This window comes from Ferrimonas gelatinilytica (assembly GCF_039544205.1).
Taxonomy (GTDB): Bacteria; Pseudomonadota; Gammaproteobacteria; order Enterobacterales; family Shewanellaceae; genus Ferrimonas; species Ferrimonas gelatinilytica.
Genome location: NZ_BAABLF010000014.1, coordinates 140,548 through 156,389, shown reverse-complemented (window position 1 = coordinate 156,389; position 15,842 = coordinate 140,548). Strand labels below are relative to the sequence as shown.

Here is a 15,842-nt window from a genome sequence, read left to right as displayed (position 1 = left end):
GTATGATGTCGCTGGCCCTGGCCCTCACGTTGGGGCTGTTGATGGCGCCGGCACAGGCGGTGGTGATCCTACAGTATCACCACGTCAGCGAGAACACGCCGGCAGCAACCTCGGTCACACCGGCCCAGTTCGAGCAGCAGATGGCCTACCTGGTCGAACAGCAGTTTGATGTCGTGCCGCTGGAAACCGCCCTACGGGCGATCCGCGCCGGGGAGGACCTGCCACCGAAAACCGTGGTGATCACCTTCGACGATGGCTACCGCAATATTGCCGACAATGCCCACCCAATCCTTCGCCGCTACGGCTTCCCCTACACGGTCTTTGTGAACCTGGCGCCAATCGAGCAGGGCCGGAGCAACATGATGGACTGGAATACCCTGCGCAGCATCGCCCGGGAGGGCGCCACCATAGGCAACCACGGCTACGCCCATGAGCATATGATCCGGCTCAACCCAGGCGAAAGCCAGGCCCAGTGGGCCAACCGGATCCGCAACAGTATCGAGCAAACCGAAGCAGCCATCCAAAGCGAGGTGGGTCACTCCCTCAAGGCGCTGGCCTACCCCTACGGCGAGTATAACCAGGCGCTACGGGCCTTACTGGATGAGATGGGCTATATCGGTATCGGTCAGCACTCCGGTGCCGCCGGCCCCTACTCCAGCCTGACCGCCCTGCCCCGCTATCCGGTGGCGGGCCCCTACGCGGACATGGACAGCCTGCGGGTGAAGATGCACAGTCTCAACATGCCCGTGGTGGCCATCGACGGCGAGGAGTCGGAGCTGGTGGATCGGCGCCGCCCCAGCCTCACTATTAAGCTGGCCGTCGAGGATGTCCGTACCAATCAGTTGATGTGTTTCATCCAGGGCCAGGGGGCCAAGACCCCCACCTGGCTAGATGATCACACCTTTACCATCCAGGCGGACCTGCCAATGCCCGCCGGTCGAAGCCGTTACAACTGCACTGCGCCGAGCCGCAGCCAGAGCGGCTTCTACTGGTTCTCCCAACCCTGGGTACAGGCCAACCCCGATGGCAGCTGGCCCGAGGAGTAACTCGGCACAGTGACAACAACGGCACCCCTTGGGGTGCCGTTTTCTTTCCTGCACAAGATGACCACGGGGTGCGTAAAGACCGCTTGACTGCCTAGAGCCAAGCGACTGCTGCTCCGTTGCTCATTCGTTGCCCCGGTAGGTGGTGATCACCGGATAATCTGCCTTCAGTCTCGCCATGGAGACCCGGCGGATCTCACCGACCCCTCCCTCGGGACGGAAGATCGCCTCCAACTCGCCGTCGGGGTTGATCAGGACAATATCGGCACTGTGATCCACCAGGTAATCCTCGCCGCTGCCATCACCGTTGGGGTTATCCACCAGTTGGTACACCAATCCCAGTGCCTGACTGAGTTGGTAGAGCTGGCCATGATCACCGGTGATCGCCTTGAACTCCGGATTGAAGAAACGGATATAGCTGGCCAGTCGATCCGGTGAGTCACGACCGGGATCCACGCTCATCAACACCACCTGAAGCGGGGCCTCGGTCAACTCCACCCTCAGGGTGTCGTAAACCCGGGCAAGATCCGACAGCGTAGTAGGACAGACATCCGGGCAGGCGGTGAAGCCCATGAACAACAGGGTCCAGCGACCTTCCAACTGTTCATTGGTGAACTGCCCCTTGCTCTGGCTCACCAGTTCGAAGGGTGGCAACGGGCGCGGATTTTCCAGCCACAGGGCGGACACCAGGGGACGCGCCGGTGCCTCCCGCTGCAGCGCCACTCCAAGACCCGCCGCCAGGGCAAGCAGGCCCACCAAGATAAGCCATTGCCAACGCAGGGTCATCGCCAGAACTCCAGGTAGGGGGCGCCGTAGAAATCCGCCAGCAGCAGCACGAACAGCGCCATCAGGTGCCAGATGGAAAACAGAAACAGCTTCATCGGTGAGTAGCGCTCGGGCTGGAACTTCAACTGCCAAGCACGCCACATAAAGCCAAGACTCAGGAGGGTGGAACCGGCCAGGTATAGAGCGCCACTCATCCCCACCAATACCGGCAGCAGACAGGCCAGGGCCAGCAGGAAGCTGTAGAGCAGGATATGGGTCTTGGTGTACTCGATCCCGTGGGTCACCGGCAGCATCGGCAGGCCCGCCCTGGCGTAATCATCCCGACGGTGGATTGCCAGGGCCCAGAAATGCGGGGGCGTCCAGGCGAAGATGATGATCACCAGCAGCATCCCGTTACCGTGGAAGTCCCCGGTCACCGCGGTCCAGCCCAGCAGGGGCGGCATCGCCCCCGCCAAACCGCCGATCACGATGTTCTGTGGCGTGGCCCGTTTCAGGAAACCGGTGTAGATCACCGCGTAACCCACCAGGCTGGCAAAGGTCAACCAGGCGGTCAGCGGATTAACCCACAAGTAAAGCAGGGTAAAGCCAGCAATGCCGAGGATCATGGCAAACCCCAGTGCCTGGGGCGCGGCAACACGTCCCTTGGGCAGGGGACGGTTTAAGGTCCGTGCCATCAAGGTATCGATGCGACGATCCAGAAGGTGATTGATGGCGGCGGCGGAGCCAGCCATCAGAGCGATCCCTGACAGTCCGAAGAGTAGCGCCGGCAGCGGGATCCAACCATCACTGGCCAGCGCCATCCCCACCAGCGCCGTCAGCAGCATCAATGCCACCACCTTGGGCTTGGTCATCTCCAGATAATCTCTCCACGCCCATCCGGCTATCGGCAGGGCTGCAACCTCGGCTTTACTCATAGCGACTCCTTTGCCATAGGCGATAGTTGACGGCCACCAGTGACAGCAGCAGCAGGGCTGCCACCCCGTTGTGAGCCACGGCCACCGGCAGCGGCAGACTGGCCACCACGTTGGCGATCCCCAGCATCAGCTGCAGCATCAACACACCCGTCACTGCCAACGCTTCCCGACGAAGCCCCTGTGTCCACAAGCGCAGCGCCAGGAGTAGCAACACCAGGGCGGTGATCAGGGCCCAGATCCTGTGGCTGACATGAATGGTCATGCGGGCGGGGTAATCCAGTACCCCGAACTCGTAGCTTTTGGCCGGCGGTGGCAGGGGGTGGAACGCTGCCTCCGGATCCAGACGGGATGCCCAGTCGCCCTCGCATACCGGTAATTCGGTACAGGCGAGGGAGGCATAGTTGGCCGAGGTCCAGCCACCGAGCATGATCTGCACCAGCAGGACACCGGTTGCCACCACAGCCAGGGTGCCCAGTGGCTTGGTACCATTCGGCAAGGGGCCCCGCTGTGGTGACTGGCGCAACCAGAGCAGAAACAGCAGGGCCAGGATACTAAAACCACCAATGAGATGGCCCATCACCACCAGCGGCAGCAGGTTCAGGGTGACCGTCCACATCCCCAGAGCTGCCTGGAAGACCACCAGCCCCACCAGCAGCCAGGGCAACCCCTTGGGCGCCGCGGGACGACGCCAGGCCATCAAAGCCAGGGCGAGGATACAGAGGCCCAGAGTGCCGGCGACATAGCGATGAACCATCTCCGCCCAGGCCTTGGCCATCTCTACCGGGCGCTCAGGAAAGCGCGCTTCGGCAATGGCATGTTGATGTTCCTGGGGCACCACCAGGTAGCCATAGCAGCCCGGCCAGTCGGGACAGCCGAGTCCGGCGTCGGTCAGCCGGGTAAAAGCTCCCAGCAGGATCACCACCAGGGCGAGGGCTAGCGTAAACAGGGTGAAATTGCGCATCTGACCTCCTAACCGATCCGGGAGAGCTTGAGGAGTTTACGAAGATCGGCCAGCAGGTCCTGTCCCAAGGTCAGGGGTGGCCCCACCTCGCCGCTGCGATACCCCATCACCCACTGGCCCAGAGGATCGATCACCACCAGGGCATAGGCGCCCATCGCCTGGCGCGCCTGGGTGTTGATCTCAGCCTGGAGGAAAGGCGCTTCGCCAAGACGAGCCAGCATTCCGGGGTCGGACTCCGGCATCACAAAAAGAATCGGCTGCACCCGCTCCTGCTCGCGGCCCAGGGCAAGGTGCGCCTGGCGCAGAAGGGTCAGCTGGGCCTCGCAGTCCGCGGCGCATTGCGCGGGTAACAGCATCGCCATCTGCCAACGTCTGGGCTCCGGGTTGGTCAGGGCCAGTTGCTGATAACTGAGGTCACTGAGCAGCTCCCCACGGTTGGTGGCACCACCTTGGTACCAGCCCAACTTGAGGGCGGTATAAGCAAAGATCACGGGCAGAGCAAAAGCGAGCAACAACACAAGCAGGGTGCGTTGACGCGTACCGATGGAGGACATGCGGATCTCCCAATGCAACGCAAACGATCACCGGTACCGCGGGTGACATCTAGACAAAAACTTAAATCGCTTAAGTGTTTAAGTTATCGGCAGCCCCAATCGCATGCAACCCCCGCCGTCGCGCTACCACCAGGGCAATCACCAGACAGGCTGCTGCCAGGGAGAACCACTGCAGTGCATACGCCTGATGTTTCTCCGGAGCGAGGTTGATCGGCTGCCACGGACGCTCAAAACCCAGTTCGGCCGGCTGCTGCAACCACAGCAGTGCCGGAACCACAGGGTGCTGCCACAGCGCCGACAGCTCCGTCCAGTTCAAGGCCTGTACCCGCAGTGGTGCCGAAGGTTCGACCCGCTCTGGACTGAGTCTGCTTGAGAGCCGGTTGGCCCCCGGCTGTCGCAACCGGCCGACCAGAGCGGACTGAGTGGGCAGCGTCGGGAGTTCCGGCAGTGCCTGGCGGTGGCGGGGGGCGGTAACAAAACCAAGGTCCACCAGCAGCCAGGGGGACGCTTCGTGGATTTGAACCGGCACCAGCCAACGGTAACCGACCCTCCCCTCCCACACCTGATTATCCAGTAAGAGCGCATGCTGTGGCAGCCAATATCCCTCTACCGAGAGGCGGTACCCGGTCAGCTCCTCACCACTGAGCGGCCAATCCAGGGTTTGCGTACCGCGCTGCTCCAGCTGTGCCATCCAGTGGCGCTTTTCCTCCGCTCTGTCCAGCTGCCAGAGTCCGAGCTTGACCAGCGCAATGCAAGCCAGCACAGTGAGCAGTGCACCCAGGAACCCCACTTTTGTCATGCCTGCTCCTGTGGGGCAGGCGGTCGATGACGGCAAGGAGCCACCATGATCATCACCCTGTTTAAATCTGCCATTGTTCTACTGCTGCTCTACATCCTGTTTAATCTGGGCCGGGCCGGCGTGGCCATGCTCAGGGCCGACCAAAAAGCCGACAGACCACCGATGACCCGCTATCTGGGTCGCCGTGTGGGACTGTCGGCCCTGGTGTTGGTACTGCTTATCCTGGCTATCGCCAGCGGCCTGGTGCCGGTTAACCCGCGCCCCTACTAACTGGGCCTCGAACATCCCAGGCCAGCGTGGTTAGAGCACGTATACGAAGACAAACAGGCAAAGCCAGACAACGTCCACGAAGTGCCAGTACCAGCTGGAGGCCTGGAAGCCAAACTGCTTCTCGGCACTGAAGTGGCCTTTCAGCACCCGGCCAAACATCACCATCAGCATGATGGTACCCAAGGTCACGTGCATGCCGTGAAAGCCGGTGAGCAGGAAGAAGGTGTTACCGTAGATCCCGGAGCTGAGGGTCAGTCCCATCTCCTGGTACGCATGCAGGTACTCCTCCACCTGGAGAAACAGGAAGGCAACCCCCAGCAGGATGGTGATCCCAAGCCAGGTGGTGAGCACCCGGCGTTTACCCTGCTCCAGTGCGACGTGGGCCAAATGGAGCGTGACGGAGGAAGCCACCAGAATGAGGGTGTTGTATAGCGGCAGGCCGGTCCAGGGCATCGCCTCGGTCTGACTGCCTCCCGGCGTCGTCAGCAGCGGCCAGACCGCTTCGAAGCCGGGCCAGAGCACCTCGTGGGTCATGGCGTTGTTGCCTGCCCCGCCAAGCCAGGGCACCGCGACCATGCGGGCATAGAAGAGGGCCCCGAAGAAGGCGGCAAAGAACATCACTTCGGAGAAGATGAACCAGGACATCCCCTGTCGGAAGGAGCGATCCATCTGGGCCGAGTAGAGTCCGCTCATCGACTCCTGAATGACATTGCGAAACCACCCCACCAGCATAAAGAGGATCACCGCGATCCCGGTCAGCAGCACATAGCCACCGGGGCCGCCACCGCTGTCGAGGCTACTAACGTAGGTGCCGGCGCCCAACGCGATTAAAAACAGCCCCACGGCACCGATGATGGGCCAGGGACTCTGGGCTGGAACATAGTATTTCTCGTGTTGCTGCATGATTTGACTCTCCTTAGCCACGCCCCATCGCCTGCTCGGTGATGTTGTAGAGCGTGTAAGACAAGGTCAGGGTTCGGATCGACTCAGGCAACTCCGGATCCACGTAGAACACCAACCCCATTTCCGCCTCTTCGCCTGCGGCAAGAGGCTGGTTATTGAAACAGAAACATTCGATCTTAGAGAAGTAGAGCGCGCCGGTGCCGGGGCTGACTGAGGGGATCGCCTGCCCTACGGTGCTTTCGCCGGAGCGATTTCGGGCCAGGAACGCCACCTGATGTGTTTCCCCAGGATGTACCTGGATCCGCTCGGTTACTGGCTTGAACTCCCAGGGCATGTCTCCCCGGACGTAGGTCACGAACTCCACGGTGACGGTGCGACTTTCATCCACCCCAGTACTCAATGCCGCCACCTCCTGGGAGGTTTTGCCATTGATCCCGGTGATGTCGCAGAAAACGTCATACAGGGGCACCAGGGCAAAGCCGAACCCGAACATTCCCACTACCACCAGCAGCAGCCGGGCCGCGAGGCGCCCGTGCTGTGCCGGTTGCGATTGCGGTGCGTTCATCTACTTCACCACCGGCGGGGTATCGAAGGTGTGCAGTGGTGCCGGTGATGGCACGGTCCACTCCAGCCCCTCCGCCCCGTCCCAGGGCTTGGCGGGGGCTTTCTGGCCACCGCGGATGCACTTGATCACCAGTGCCAGGAAGATCAGCTGGGACAGGCCGAAGGCGAACCCGCCGATGGAAACCACCTGGTTGATGTCGGCAAACTGCAATGCGTAATCCGGAATGCGTCGCGGCATCCCCGCCAGTCCCAGGAAGTGCATGGGGAAAAACAGTACATTGACCGAGATAATGGAGCACCAGAAGTGCCACCGTGCCAGGGTTTCCGAGTACATGTGACCGGTCCACTTAGGTAGCCAGTAGTAGGCCGCCGCCATGATGGAGAACACCGCCCCGGTCACCAGGACATAGTGGAAGTGCGCAACCACAAAGTAGGTATCGTGGTACTGAAAGTCGATCGGGGTAAGCGACAGCATCAGGCCGGACAGGCCGCCGATGGTGAACAGTACGATAAACGCCAGGGCAAACAGCATCGGCGCCTCGAAGCTAATCGCCCCCCGCCACATGGTGGCGACCCAGTTGAACACCTTCACCCCGGTGGGGACCGAGATCAGCATGGTGCAGTACATGAAGAACAGCTCTGCCGCCACCGGCATGCCAGTGGTGAACATGTGGTGCGCCCACACCAGGAAGGAGAGGCCGGCGATGGAAGCGGTGGCATACACCATGGAGGCATAGCCAAACAGCTTCTTGCGAGAGAATGCCGGCACGATAGCGGAGATCACGCCGAATGCCGGCAGGATCATGATGTAGACCTCTGGGTGGCCGAAGAACCAGAAGATATGCTGGAACATCACAGGATCACCGCCACCGGCGGCATCGAAGAAGCTGGTGCCGAAGTACTTGTCGGTCAGCACCATGGTGACCACCCCGGCCAGTACCGGCATCACCGCGATCAGCAGGAAGGCGGTGATCAGCCAGGTCCAGACAAACAGCGGTAACTTCATCCAGGTCATCCCGGGTGCCCGCAGGTTGACGATGGTCACGATGACGTTGATCGCCCCCATGATGGAGCTGATCCCCATGATGTGTACCGAGAACACGAACAGGGCGGTGGAGTCACCGGAAAAGGTGGTCGACAGCGGGGCGTAGAAAGTCCAACCAAAGGCGGGGCCACCCCCCTCCATAAAGAGACTGCCGATCAGCAAGGCGAAGGCAAAAGGCAGGATCCAAAAGCTCCAGTTATTCATCCGCGGCAGTGCCATGTCCGGTGCCCCGATCATCATCGGGATCATCCAGTTGGCGAGGCCAGTGAAGGCGGGCATCACCGCCCCAAACACCATGATCAAGCCATGGACCGTGGTCATCTGGTTGAAGAAGTGGGGATCCACCAACTGAAGACCCGGCTGGAACAGCTCAGCGCGGATCACCATCGCCATCGCGCCACCGATCAGGAACATGGCGAAACTGAACCAGAGGTAGAGGGTGCCGATCTCTTTGTGGTTGGTGGTCAGCAGCCAGCGTCGCCACCCCGTAAGGTGGTGGTCATGGTGGTGAGTATCACTCTGTGTCTCGACGTGCCCGAGCTGATCCTGCTGGGGGGTCTTTAAAGCCGTTGTCATTGTTGCTCTCCTGCTACTGGCCGGCCACGGCGTCGACATCGGTGGCCTGGATCAGGTCACCGGTTTGGTTGTCCCAGGCATTGCGCTGGTAGGTCACCACCGCCGCCAGCTCTCTCGCGCTGAGTTGGCCGGCAAAACCCATCATGGCGGTACCGGCCCGGCCTTCGGCCACGATTGAGATATGCTCTGCCGGCTCGCCGAGGGCGATCGCACTGCCGTTGATGGCGGGGAAGGCCCCGGGTACGCCCATGCCGTTGACCTGGTGACAGGCCGCACAACGTCCGTTGTAGATTTCGCTCCCCAGCGTCATCGCCTGTTCCAGGGTCAGGGCAGCCGTCGTTTCGGTGCTGGCCTCAATGGCAGAGGTGGGCTCGACAACCTCGTTGGGCTCAGTGTGCTTTGCCCCGGTTCCGGCCTCGTCAGGCTCGCCGCCATTAAGACGGTCGTTGACTTCACGGGTCTGGATCACGTCGCCGGTGTCGTTACCGAAGGCGTTGCGCTGATAGGTCACCACCGCCGCCAACTCCTTCAGACTGAGCTGATCCGCAAACGCCTGCATCGCCGTGCCAGTCTGGCCGTGGGCAACGATATCGATATGCGCCGCCACGTCCCCGAGCGCCACGGGACTGCCCTTGATCGCCGGGAAAACCCCTGGCAGTCCCATGCCGTTGGGCTGATGACAGGCGGCGCAACGACCGTTGTAGACCTGCTCCCCCAGGGTCATGGATTCGGACAACCCCAGTTGCTCGGACAGGGAGTCACGCTCGGCGGCCTCGGCATCGGCGGCCAGGCGCTTCTGCTGCTCCAGCCAGAGATCAAACTCCGCTTCGGGCAACACCTCCACCACCACCGGCATGTAACCGTGGTCTTTGCCGCACAGCTCGGCACACTGACCCCGGTAGATCCCGGGCTCAGTCACCCGAGTCCAGGCTTCATTGATAAATCCCGGGTTAGCATCCTTTTTCACCGCGAAAGCCGGTACCCACCAGGAGTGGATCACATCATCGGAGGTCAACAGGAAACGCACCTTTCGATTGGTGGGCAGAACCAGGGGCTTATCCACTTCCAGCAGGTAGTTCTCGCCCTTAGCGGCTTGATTTTCTATCTGCGCTTTCGGCGTCGACAGCAGGCTGTAGAAGCCCACATCCTCACCGAAGTATTGGTAGTGCCACTTCCACTGGGAACCAGTGATCTGGATGGTGAGATCCGCATCGCTGGGATCTTCCATCGCGATCAAGGTACTGGTCGCGGGCACGGCCATACCGATGAGGATAAGGAAGGGCACCACGGTCCAGGCGATCTCCACCTTGGTGCTTTCATGGAAGTGGGCGGGAGTCGCACCTTTAGATTTGCGATGCCGGATCAGCGAGATAATCATCACGCCAAACACCACGAAGGCGATGGCACAGCAGATATAAAAGATGGTCATGTGCAGGCTGTAGACCTGCTGACTGATTTCGGTGACCCCCGGGGTCATATTCCAAAGCGAGGCTTTGGCCATGAAGGGCGTCGCCATCCATGGGGCCATCCAGGCCAACAGCTTGTACTTCACAGACGCTTCTCCTCTGAGCATTGCTTTCGCAACGTCCAGAAAGAGCTTGCACAGTACGACTCAGCCCTATGTCAGCTCCTTCCCCGAAATGGGCATGGGCATACGCGATAGAGCTGCGCAACATCTGCCTTTACTGCTGCCAAGTTTTCTAATTGAATTCGTAAGTTAAGCTACAGGCTGAGTAAAAGTTGATCAAGAACATCCTGCAGGCAGGGCGGAGAGTGTTTCAGTGAACCGGGTTGGCCAGGTGGAGGATCTCCCCACGCTCACCGTGAAACAGGTAAGCGGAGCAGTGGGCACGGCGTTGGACCAGCTGCAACCGACGCCGATCCCGCGCATCCAAAACCGGCAACCAGCCCAGCACCAGGGCGCAGGTCGCCCCTGTCAGGGCCTGCTCCAGGGCCCAGAGGGCCTCAACATCGTCGCTGCTACGGACACGCAGTACCCGGCGGCTGTCGACACCGGCCCGAGCCAGCGTGGCAGCCCAGTTTCCAGCGGGGGGATTGATCAGTACCACCCAGCCCTGCTGACCCGCAGCCTCAGCCGCTGCCGGCAGCACACGTTGGAGCCCGGCACCCGGGCTGTCATGACACTGGGTGTCCATAGCTGGCCAGGCACGACGCGAGCTCTGCCATAAACCGGGGTGATTGAAGCGCGTTCCCTGCTGCAATTTCATTATTGCCAGTCTCCATTGCGTACCACTCCGACGGCGAGGCCTTCGATGGTTAGCGGAGTCTCCTTGAGATCCACCACGATGGGGGCGTACTCCTCATTTTCCGCATGGAGATAGACCACATTGCCCCTCTTCTGGAAGCGTTTCACCGTCACTTCGTCGTCTCCAACCCGGGCCACCACCACCTGGCCGTTTCTTGCCTCACGGGTCTGGTGTACCGCCAGCAGGTCACCATCTAGGATCCCGATCTCCTTCATGGAGTCACCGCGAACCCGCAACAGGTAGCTGGCTTCCGGATGGAAGAGGCTGGGATCCATCTGGTAGTGCGATTCGACATGCTCCTGGGCCAGGATGGGTTCGCCGGCGGCGACCCGGCCAATCAGTGGCAGTCCCAGCTGCTCGGGTTCAGGTTCGTTAAAGAGGATTCGGATCCCGCGCGAGGTACCGGGGACAATCTCGATATACTCCTTACGAGCCAACGCCTTGAGGTGCTCCTCCGCGGCATTGGCACTGCGAAATCCCAGTTGCCGGGCGATCTCCGCCCGGGTTGGCGGCATCCCTGTGTCCTGCATATGTTGGCGGATAAGGTCAAAAACCTGCTCCTGTCGCGGCGTCAGCGGCTTCATGGCATTCCCTGTTTATTCGTACAGTAGAGATACTGTAATCATATACAGGTATCTGGTGATTTCAACACCATCCTCATCATAAGTATTAAAAAAGCGCTTCCAGAGGTCTGATCACTATGACTTTTTACCGCTTATCCGGGCCTCTTAAGCGCCAACCGCCCCTTGGCTGCTGCCAGCGTTTAGCTTTGGGTGTACACTCTGCGCCTACCGTTCTAAGCCCAAGAGAAGCAGACGCGTGAGCCACAAGACCCTCAAGCCCTGGCAGCAACCGATCAACTGGATGCAGAAGCTGTTGGTAAAAAGCAAACCTATCCCGGAAAACCCGGTGGAGGAGCTGGATCTCGATCTCAATCGGCCCTTGGTTTATGTCTTGCCTCATGACGCCTTTTCCGATCGTCTGGCCCTGCACGAATGCTGTCGGCGTCTTGGGCTGCCGAGCCCCTTCGCCCCCCTCACCATTAATGGTGAACCTGTCGCCCGGATGGTGGCGCTGGCGGAGGCTACCCCGCTCTTTGGTCGCGGCAACAGCACCGACTTCAAGGGCCAGTTCGAACGTCTGCTGGAACTTCACCGCCAGGATCCTGATCTCGATATTCAGGTGGTTCCGGTAAGCCTGTTGTGGGGCCGCAACCCCGGTAAAGAGGTCAGTGTCAGTGCGACCCTGCTCAACAAGCCCAACCCGACCTGGCTTCGCAAAACCGCCATCATCACCGTACTGGGCCGCGACAACTTTATCCGCTTCTCCCGCGCGGTCTCTCTGCGCTACATGGCCGATAATCACGGTACCGACAGCACCATCGCCAACAAGCTGGCCCGGGTCGCTCGGGTACACTTCGGCCGTCAGCGCACCGTGGCTACCGGCCCCCGGTTGCCGGATCGTCAGGCCCTGTTCCACAGCCTGCTGGCTGACGAGGCGATCAAGGAAGCGATCGCCGAAGAGGCGCGGAGCAAAAATATCAGCGAAGAGAAGGCTCGACAGCGGGCCCATGAGTACCTGGACGAGATCGCGGCCGACTACTCGGAAGGCCTGGTGCGTATCGGGGATCGTTTCCTGGGCTGGCTGTGGAACAAGCTGTATAAAGGGATCAACGTCCGCGGCGCCGAGCAGGTACGTCAACTGTCCCAGGATGGCCACGAGATCGTGTTCGTCCCGTGCCACCGCAGCCACATGGACTACCTGCTGCTCTCCTACGTAATTTACCAGCAGGGAATGGTGCCGCCGCACATCGCCGCCGGGGTCAATCTCAACTTCTGGCCCGCCGGACCCATTTTCCGCCGCGGTGGCGCCTTCTTCATCCGCCGCTCCTTCAAGGGCAACAAGCTCTACTCCACGGTGTTCCGTGAATACCTGGACCAACTGTTTAAGCGCGGCTACTCAGTGGAGTATTTCACCGAAGGCGGGCGCTCACGCACCGGGCGTCTGCTGCCCCCCAAGACCGGAATGATCGCCATGACGGTCAACTCAGTGCTGGGTGGACTCGAGCGGCCGGTGACCCTGGTCCCCGTTTACCTGGGATACGACCACGTGATGGAGGTGACCTCCTACCACAAGGAGCTGGCCGGCAAGAAAAAGGAGAAGGAGAACGCCTGGCAGGTGTTCTCTGCCCTGCGTAAACTGCGCAACTACGGTCAGGGCTACGTTAACTTCGGCGAGCCGATCACCATTCACCAGTTCCTCAATCAAGCCAATCCCGACTGGCGGGAGGAGCAGAAGCGTGGCGAAGGCCGCCAGTCCTGGCTCACGCCGACGGTCAACCTGTTGGCCAATAAACTGATGTGCAACATCAATGACGCCGCTGCCGCCTCCGCCATGACCCTCACCGCCAGCGTGCTGTTGGCCACAGAGCAGCACGCCATGGAGCGCCATGCCCTGGAGCAGCAGTTGGACCTTTACCTGGACCTGCTCCGCGCGGTGCCCTACACCGCCCGCACCACAGTGCCAGAGGGGGATGGCAAGGCGGTGCTGCAGATGGTGCTTGACCTGAATAAGTTCGACGTCAGCCGAGATCACATGGGTGAAATCATCAGCATCCATAGTGGCACCGCCGTCTCCATGACCTACTACCGGAATAACAGTCTCCATCTGCTGGTTCTGCCTGCCCTGATCGCCGCCCTGCTGCTGCGCGGAGGCTGTCACTCCAAGGAGTCACTGATCGAACATATCCGGGCCCTCTACCCGCTGTTGCAGGCTGAGCTGTTCATGGGCCTCGACCTTGACGATGTCGAGCGTCAGGTCGAAGGGCTGATCAACGAACTGGTGATGCACGACTTGCTGGAGCCCTGCGACAAAGGGCTGCAGCCCAGCCACGCCCATCGAGCGGTGCTCTGTAATCTGGCGGACCTTATCCAGGAAACGATCCAGCGCTACGCCATCGTCCTGTCGCGGTTGCAGAGTGAACCGGGGATCGAGCGGGGGGCGCTGGAGAAGGACAGCATCGCCCTGGCGGAGCGAATGTCCCGGCTGCATGGGATCAGTGCGCCGGAGTTCTTCGATAAGAAGGTGTTCACGACTCTCACATCGAAACTGAAAACCATGGGAATGTTGGGAGAGGATGCCGATACCGAACAGGTCAAGGCGCTGTATCAGATTGTGATGCCACTGCTGACCCCGACCATTCAGAACACCCTGAGCCGAACGCAGTAAGCTCCGCGGTCCATTGAGGGGGCGCACGCGCCCCCTTTTGTTTGAGCGACAATTTCCATGAATCACACTGCGGCAGTGCTGCCACCCAACGACGTCCTGCGATTAAGACAAGAGCGCCTGGCTCTCACCACCCGCCCCTTCAATGCCCGGGGGGCTACCGTGGATCGCTGTCCACGCTGCCTTATCGCACGCACCCATTGCTGTTGCCCCTGGGCAAGGCCTGGCCAGAGCCCGTTGCAGTTTGTGCTGCTGATGCATCACAAGGAGCCGATGAAGCCTACCAATACCGGGCGCCTGATCGCAGAAATTTTACCGGAGACCCGGGCATTCTGCTGGGATCGCACCGAGCCGGACCCCGCGCTGCTAGCGCTTCTGGCGAACCCTCGTTACCGGTCGATCATCGTCTTTCCCGCCAGCCATGCCGAGCCGGAGCAGGTCATCCAACAGATTCCGGCAACGACCGATCACCGGCAGCCGCTAATGATCCTGCTCGATGGCACCTGGAAACAGGCCCGCCGCATGTTTCAAAGCGACTACCTGGCGTCCTTACCGGTGCTTTCCATCGCCCCGGAGGCGGCCAGTCAGTACCGGCTGCGCAGTGCCGCCCATCCGCACCAACTGGCCACCGCCGAGGTCGCCGCCCAGGTCCTGGCGATTGCCGGCGACCAGCGCAATGCCCAAGCCCTTGATGCCTTTTTCCAGGTATTCGCCCGACGCTACGAAGCCGGCAAGCGTCAGCGACCGGTTTGCAGCCACGGGGAGCCCTTTACCTTTCTCGAACAGCTTCAGCCCTGAAAGGGGAAAATGCGCACTGAGAAGCACCCTGAGACTACCGCCCGGTTTCACTCAAGTTCATAGCCCTATAGATGGCCTGCATAAAAGGTTATCCACATCCGCGCCGGATCCGGGAAGTCACGATTTAGCCACAGAACAACGCTGGAGCAGCCAGCGATAGCCACAATCGCGCGGAAAAACACCCACTTCCGACTTAAAGTTGAGCAATCTTGCGCAACCTTCGGGTTTTCATGCTGATTTCATAGTGACCCCGGAACTGCTACTGGACGGTTTGGTTCAGTCAACGGGGCAAACAGCGGCTCCACAGTGATCAAAATGACAGCAATCTGTTCACTGGGTGCCGATCCCCCCAGGGCCGCTGCTGCGAGGCCTTACTCGGGTTTTCAACACAGTTATCCACAAGGCGTGATCGTCCTCACATCGCCCTCGTTTGAACTACGCTTAGTCTCTCTTTTTACTGCCGGAGTTGCCCGATGCCCCGCCCTGTCGTCGTCTTGATCATGACCCTGCTACTGCCACTATCGGTGGTGCAAAGCCAAGCGGCAGCGAGCCCCCAATCTCAGCCCTCCGCCGAGGCTGACGCCAGTCAAATTCGGGCCGCCGCCCCCAACGCCCCCGACCAGCAAACCCAGGAGAGAGAAGAGAACAAGCCGGAGTCTCTTTCAGAGCTCCCCCCAGAACACTGGCTGCAACAAGCGCAACAGGCGCTGGTTCCCTTTACACAATCCGTGCTAGAGGGCGCCACCCGCAGAGGCTCCGCACTCTGTCAGGCGGGAAATCGACTGGGCATAGCCGGGTACGGTAGGGCGAGCGAGTGGACGCTGGCCCATTACGACGAACTGGTGATCTGGATGGATGCCCTCTATGACCAATCGGTGTTGATGGCGGCAGGTTGGGTGGGCGAAATGAAGCAGCAATTGGACGACGAAGTCGCGAATATTCAACAGCAGAGTAAAGCCAACCCGGTGACGCCCTCTGAGCAGCCTGCGTCCAACCTCCAACCTCACCGGAACCAAGAGATCCCAGCGCAACCGGACACCAAGTCCCAGCCGACTCAGTCGCAACAGAATCCGAGCTAAGGCTAAAGTTGTACCGGCAAAAAAGCTGGAACGCCCTCCTTCATAGGAGGGCGTTGTT

The 15,842-nt window shown here is 60.7% G+C and carries 16 protein-coding genes; 5 read left to right on the top strand and 11 right to left on the bottom strand.

Features of this window, described 5'->3' with window-relative positions:
* Positions 1 to 2 precede the first annotated feature (2 nt).
* Positions 3 to 1,046 carry a polysaccharide deacetylase family protein gene (locus ABD997_RS11870; RefSeq protein ID WP_345317280.1) on the top strand — a complete coding sequence of 348 codons (1,044 nt, stop codon included), beginning with the start codon at positions 3 to 5 and terminating at the stop codon, positions 1,044 to 1,046.
* Positions 1,047 to 1,166: 120 nt separating this feature from the next.
* Here the strand turns inward: ABD997_RS11870 and ABD997_RS11865 are convergent, their stop codons facing one another.
* From ABD997_RS11865 to ABD997_RS11845, 5 genes are all read right to left on the bottom strand, one after another.
* Positions 1,167 to 1,829, bottom strand: a complete 663-nt coding sequence (locus ABD997_RS11865) for an SCO family protein (protein WP_345317232.1) — start codon at positions 1,827 to 1,829, stop codon at positions 1,167 to 1,169.
* Entirely contained in the window at positions 1,826 to 2,743 is a 918-nt protein-coding gene (cyoE, locus tag ABD997_RS11860; RefSeq protein WP_345317231.1) for a heme o synthase, read from the bottom strand. Before cyoE ends, ABD997_RS11865 begins: the two co-directional genes overlap by 4 nt.
* Complete coding sequence (locus ABD997_RS11855) at positions 2,736 to 3,704, bottom strand: COX15/CtaA family protein (protein ID WP_345317230.1); 969 nt, start codon at positions 3,702 to 3,704, stop codon at positions 2,736 to 2,738. The genes cyoE and ABD997_RS11855 overlap by 8 nt, the downstream gene beginning before the upstream one ends.
* Positions 3,705 to 3,712: 8 nt before the next feature.
* Positions 3,713 to 4,258, bottom strand: coding sequence for a hypothetical protein (locus ABD997_RS11850; protein ID WP_345317229.1), 546 nt, complete (start codon positions 4,256 to 4,258; stop codon positions 3,713 to 3,715).
* A 70-nt stretch (positions 4,259 to 4,328) separates the two neighbouring features.
* Entirely contained in the window at positions 4,329 to 5,057 is a 729-nt protein-coding gene (locus ABD997_RS11845) for an SURF1 family protein (protein WP_345317228.1), read from the bottom strand.
* 45 nt (positions 5,058 to 5,102) lie between these two features.
* On the opposite strand from ABD997_RS11845, the gene ABD997_RS11840 reads away from it, so the two are divergent.
* Positions 5,103 to 5,327 carry a DUF2909 family protein gene (locus ABD997_RS11840; RefSeq protein ID WP_345317227.1) on the top strand — a complete coding sequence of 75 codons (225 nt, stop codon included), beginning with the start codon at positions 5,103 to 5,105 and terminating at the stop codon, positions 5,325 to 5,327.
* 30 nt (positions 5,328 to 5,357) lie between these two features.
* Here the strand turns inward: ABD997_RS11840 and ABD997_RS11835 are convergent, their stop codons facing one another.
* From ABD997_RS11835 to lexA, 6 genes are all read right to left on the bottom strand, one after another.
* Positions 5,358 to 6,230: a cytochrome c oxidase subunit 3 gene (locus tag ABD997_RS11835; protein ID WP_425557070.1), complete on the bottom strand. Its 873-nt coding sequence runs from the start codon at positions 6,228 to 6,230 to the stop codon at positions 5,358 to 5,360.
* A 13-nt stretch (positions 6,231 to 6,243) separates the two neighbouring features.
* Positions 6,244 to 6,795 carry a cytochrome c oxidase assembly protein gene (locus tag ABD997_RS11830; RefSeq protein ID WP_345317226.1) on the bottom strand — a complete coding sequence of 184 codons (552 nt, stop codon included), beginning with the start codon at positions 6,793 to 6,795 and terminating at the stop codon, positions 6,244 to 6,246.
* Positions 6,796 to 8,415, bottom strand: a complete 1,620-nt coding sequence (gene ctaD / locus ABD997_RS11825; protein WP_345317225.1) for a cytochrome c oxidase subunit I — start codon at positions 8,413 to 8,415, stop codon at positions 6,796 to 6,798. It lies immediately after the preceding gene.
* Positions 8,416 to 8,428: 13 nt separating this feature from the next.
* The gene (gene coxB / locus ABD997_RS11820; protein WP_425557069.1) at positions 8,429 to 9,967 is read right to left on the bottom strand and encodes a cytochrome c oxidase subunit II; all 1,539 of its coding nucleotides are present in this window, start codon (positions 9,965 to 9,967) and stop codon (positions 8,429 to 8,431) included.
* 226 nt (positions 9,968 to 10,193) lie between these two features.
* Positions 10,194 to 10,643 carry a hypothetical protein gene (locus ABD997_RS11815; protein WP_345317224.1) on the bottom strand — a complete coding sequence of 150 codons (450 nt, stop codon included), beginning with the start codon at positions 10,641 to 10,643 and terminating at the stop codon, positions 10,194 to 10,196.
* Positions 10,643 to 11,266, bottom strand: coding sequence for a transcriptional repressor LexA (gene lexA, locus ABD997_RS11810; protein WP_345317223.1), 624 nt, complete (start codon positions 11,264 to 11,266; stop codon positions 10,643 to 10,645). Before lexA ends, ABD997_RS11815 begins: the two co-directional genes overlap by 1 nt.
* Before the next feature lie 235 nt (positions 11,267 to 11,501).
* On the opposite strand from lexA, the gene plsB reads away from it, so the two are divergent.
* From plsB to ABD997_RS11795, 3 genes are all read left to right on the top strand, one after another.
* A complete protein-coding gene (gene plsB / locus ABD997_RS11805) occupies positions 11,502 to 13,910 on the top strand; it encodes a glycerol-3-phosphate 1-O-acyltransferase PlsB (protein WP_345317222.1) in 2,409 nt (802 codons plus the stop codon).
* A gap of 57 nt (positions 13,911 to 13,967) precedes the next feature.
* Positions 13,968 to 14,705: a tRNA-uridine aminocarboxypropyltransferase gene (locus ABD997_RS11800; RefSeq protein WP_345317221.1), complete on the top strand. Its 738-nt coding sequence runs from the start codon at positions 13,968 to 13,970 to the stop codon at positions 14,703 to 14,705.
* A gap of 473 nt (positions 14,706 to 15,178) precedes the next feature.
* A complete protein-coding gene (locus ABD997_RS11795; RefSeq protein WP_345317220.1) occupies positions 15,179 to 15,784 on the top strand; it encodes a hypothetical protein in 606 nt (201 codons plus the stop codon).
* Positions 15,785 to 15,842: the final 58 nt, after the last annotated feature.

Excerpts from the sequence above, each read along its gene's own strand:
- ABD997_RS11870 (WP_345317280.1), top strand. The coding sequence starts at position 3 with ATGATGTCGCTGGCCCTGGCCCTCACGTTGGGGCTGTTGATGGCGCCG.
- ABD997_RS11865 (WP_345317232.1), bottom strand. The coding sequence starts at position 1,829 with ATGACCCTGCGTTGGCAATGGCTTATCTTGGTGGGCCTGCTTGCCCTG.
- cyoE (WP_345317231.1), bottom strand. The coding sequence starts at position 2,743 with ATGAGTAAAGCCGAGGTTGCAGCCCTGCCGATAGCCGGATGGGCGTGG.
- ABD997_RS11855 (WP_345317230.1), bottom strand. The coding sequence starts at position 3,704 with ATGCGCAATTTCACCCTGTTTACGCTAGCCCTCGCCCTGGTGGTGATC.
- ABD997_RS11850 (WP_345317229.1), bottom strand. The coding sequence starts at position 4,258 with ATGTCCTCCATCGGTACGCGTCAACGCACCCTGCTTGTGTTGTTGCTC.
- ABD997_RS11845 (WP_345317228.1), bottom strand. The coding sequence starts at position 5,057 with ATGACAAAAGTGGGGTTCCTGGGTGCACTGCTCACTGTGCTGGCTTGC.
- ABD997_RS11840 (WP_345317227.1), top strand. The coding sequence starts at position 5,103 with ATGATCATCACCCTGTTTAAATCTGCCATTGTTCTACTGCTGCTCTAC.
- ABD997_RS11835 (WP_425557070.1), bottom strand. The coding sequence starts at position 6,230 with ATGCAGCAACACGAGAAATACTATGTTCCAGCCCAGAGTCCCTGGCCC.
- ABD997_RS11830 (WP_345317226.1), bottom strand. The coding sequence starts at position 6,795 with ATGAACGCACCGCAATCGCAACCGGCACAGCACGGGCGCCTCGCGGCC.
- ctaD (WP_345317225.1), bottom strand. The coding sequence starts at position 8,415 with ATGACAACGGCTTTAAAGACCCCCCAGCAGGATCAGCTCGGGCACGTC.
- ABD997_RS11815 (WP_345317224.1), bottom strand. The coding sequence starts at position 10,643 with ATGAAATTGCAGCAGGGAACGCGCTTCAATCACCCCGGTTTATGGCAG.
- lexA (WP_345317223.1), bottom strand. The coding sequence starts at position 11,266 with ATGAAGCCGCTGACGCCGCGACAGGAGCAGGTTTTTGACCTTATCCGC.
- ABD997_RS11800 (WP_345317221.1), top strand. The coding sequence starts at position 13,968 with ATGAATCACACTGCGGCAGTGCTGCCACCCAACGACGTCCTGCGATTA.
- ABD997_RS11795 (WP_345317220.1), top strand. The coding sequence starts at position 15,179 with ATGCCCCGCCCTGTCGTCGTCTTGATCATGACCCTGCTACTGCCACTA.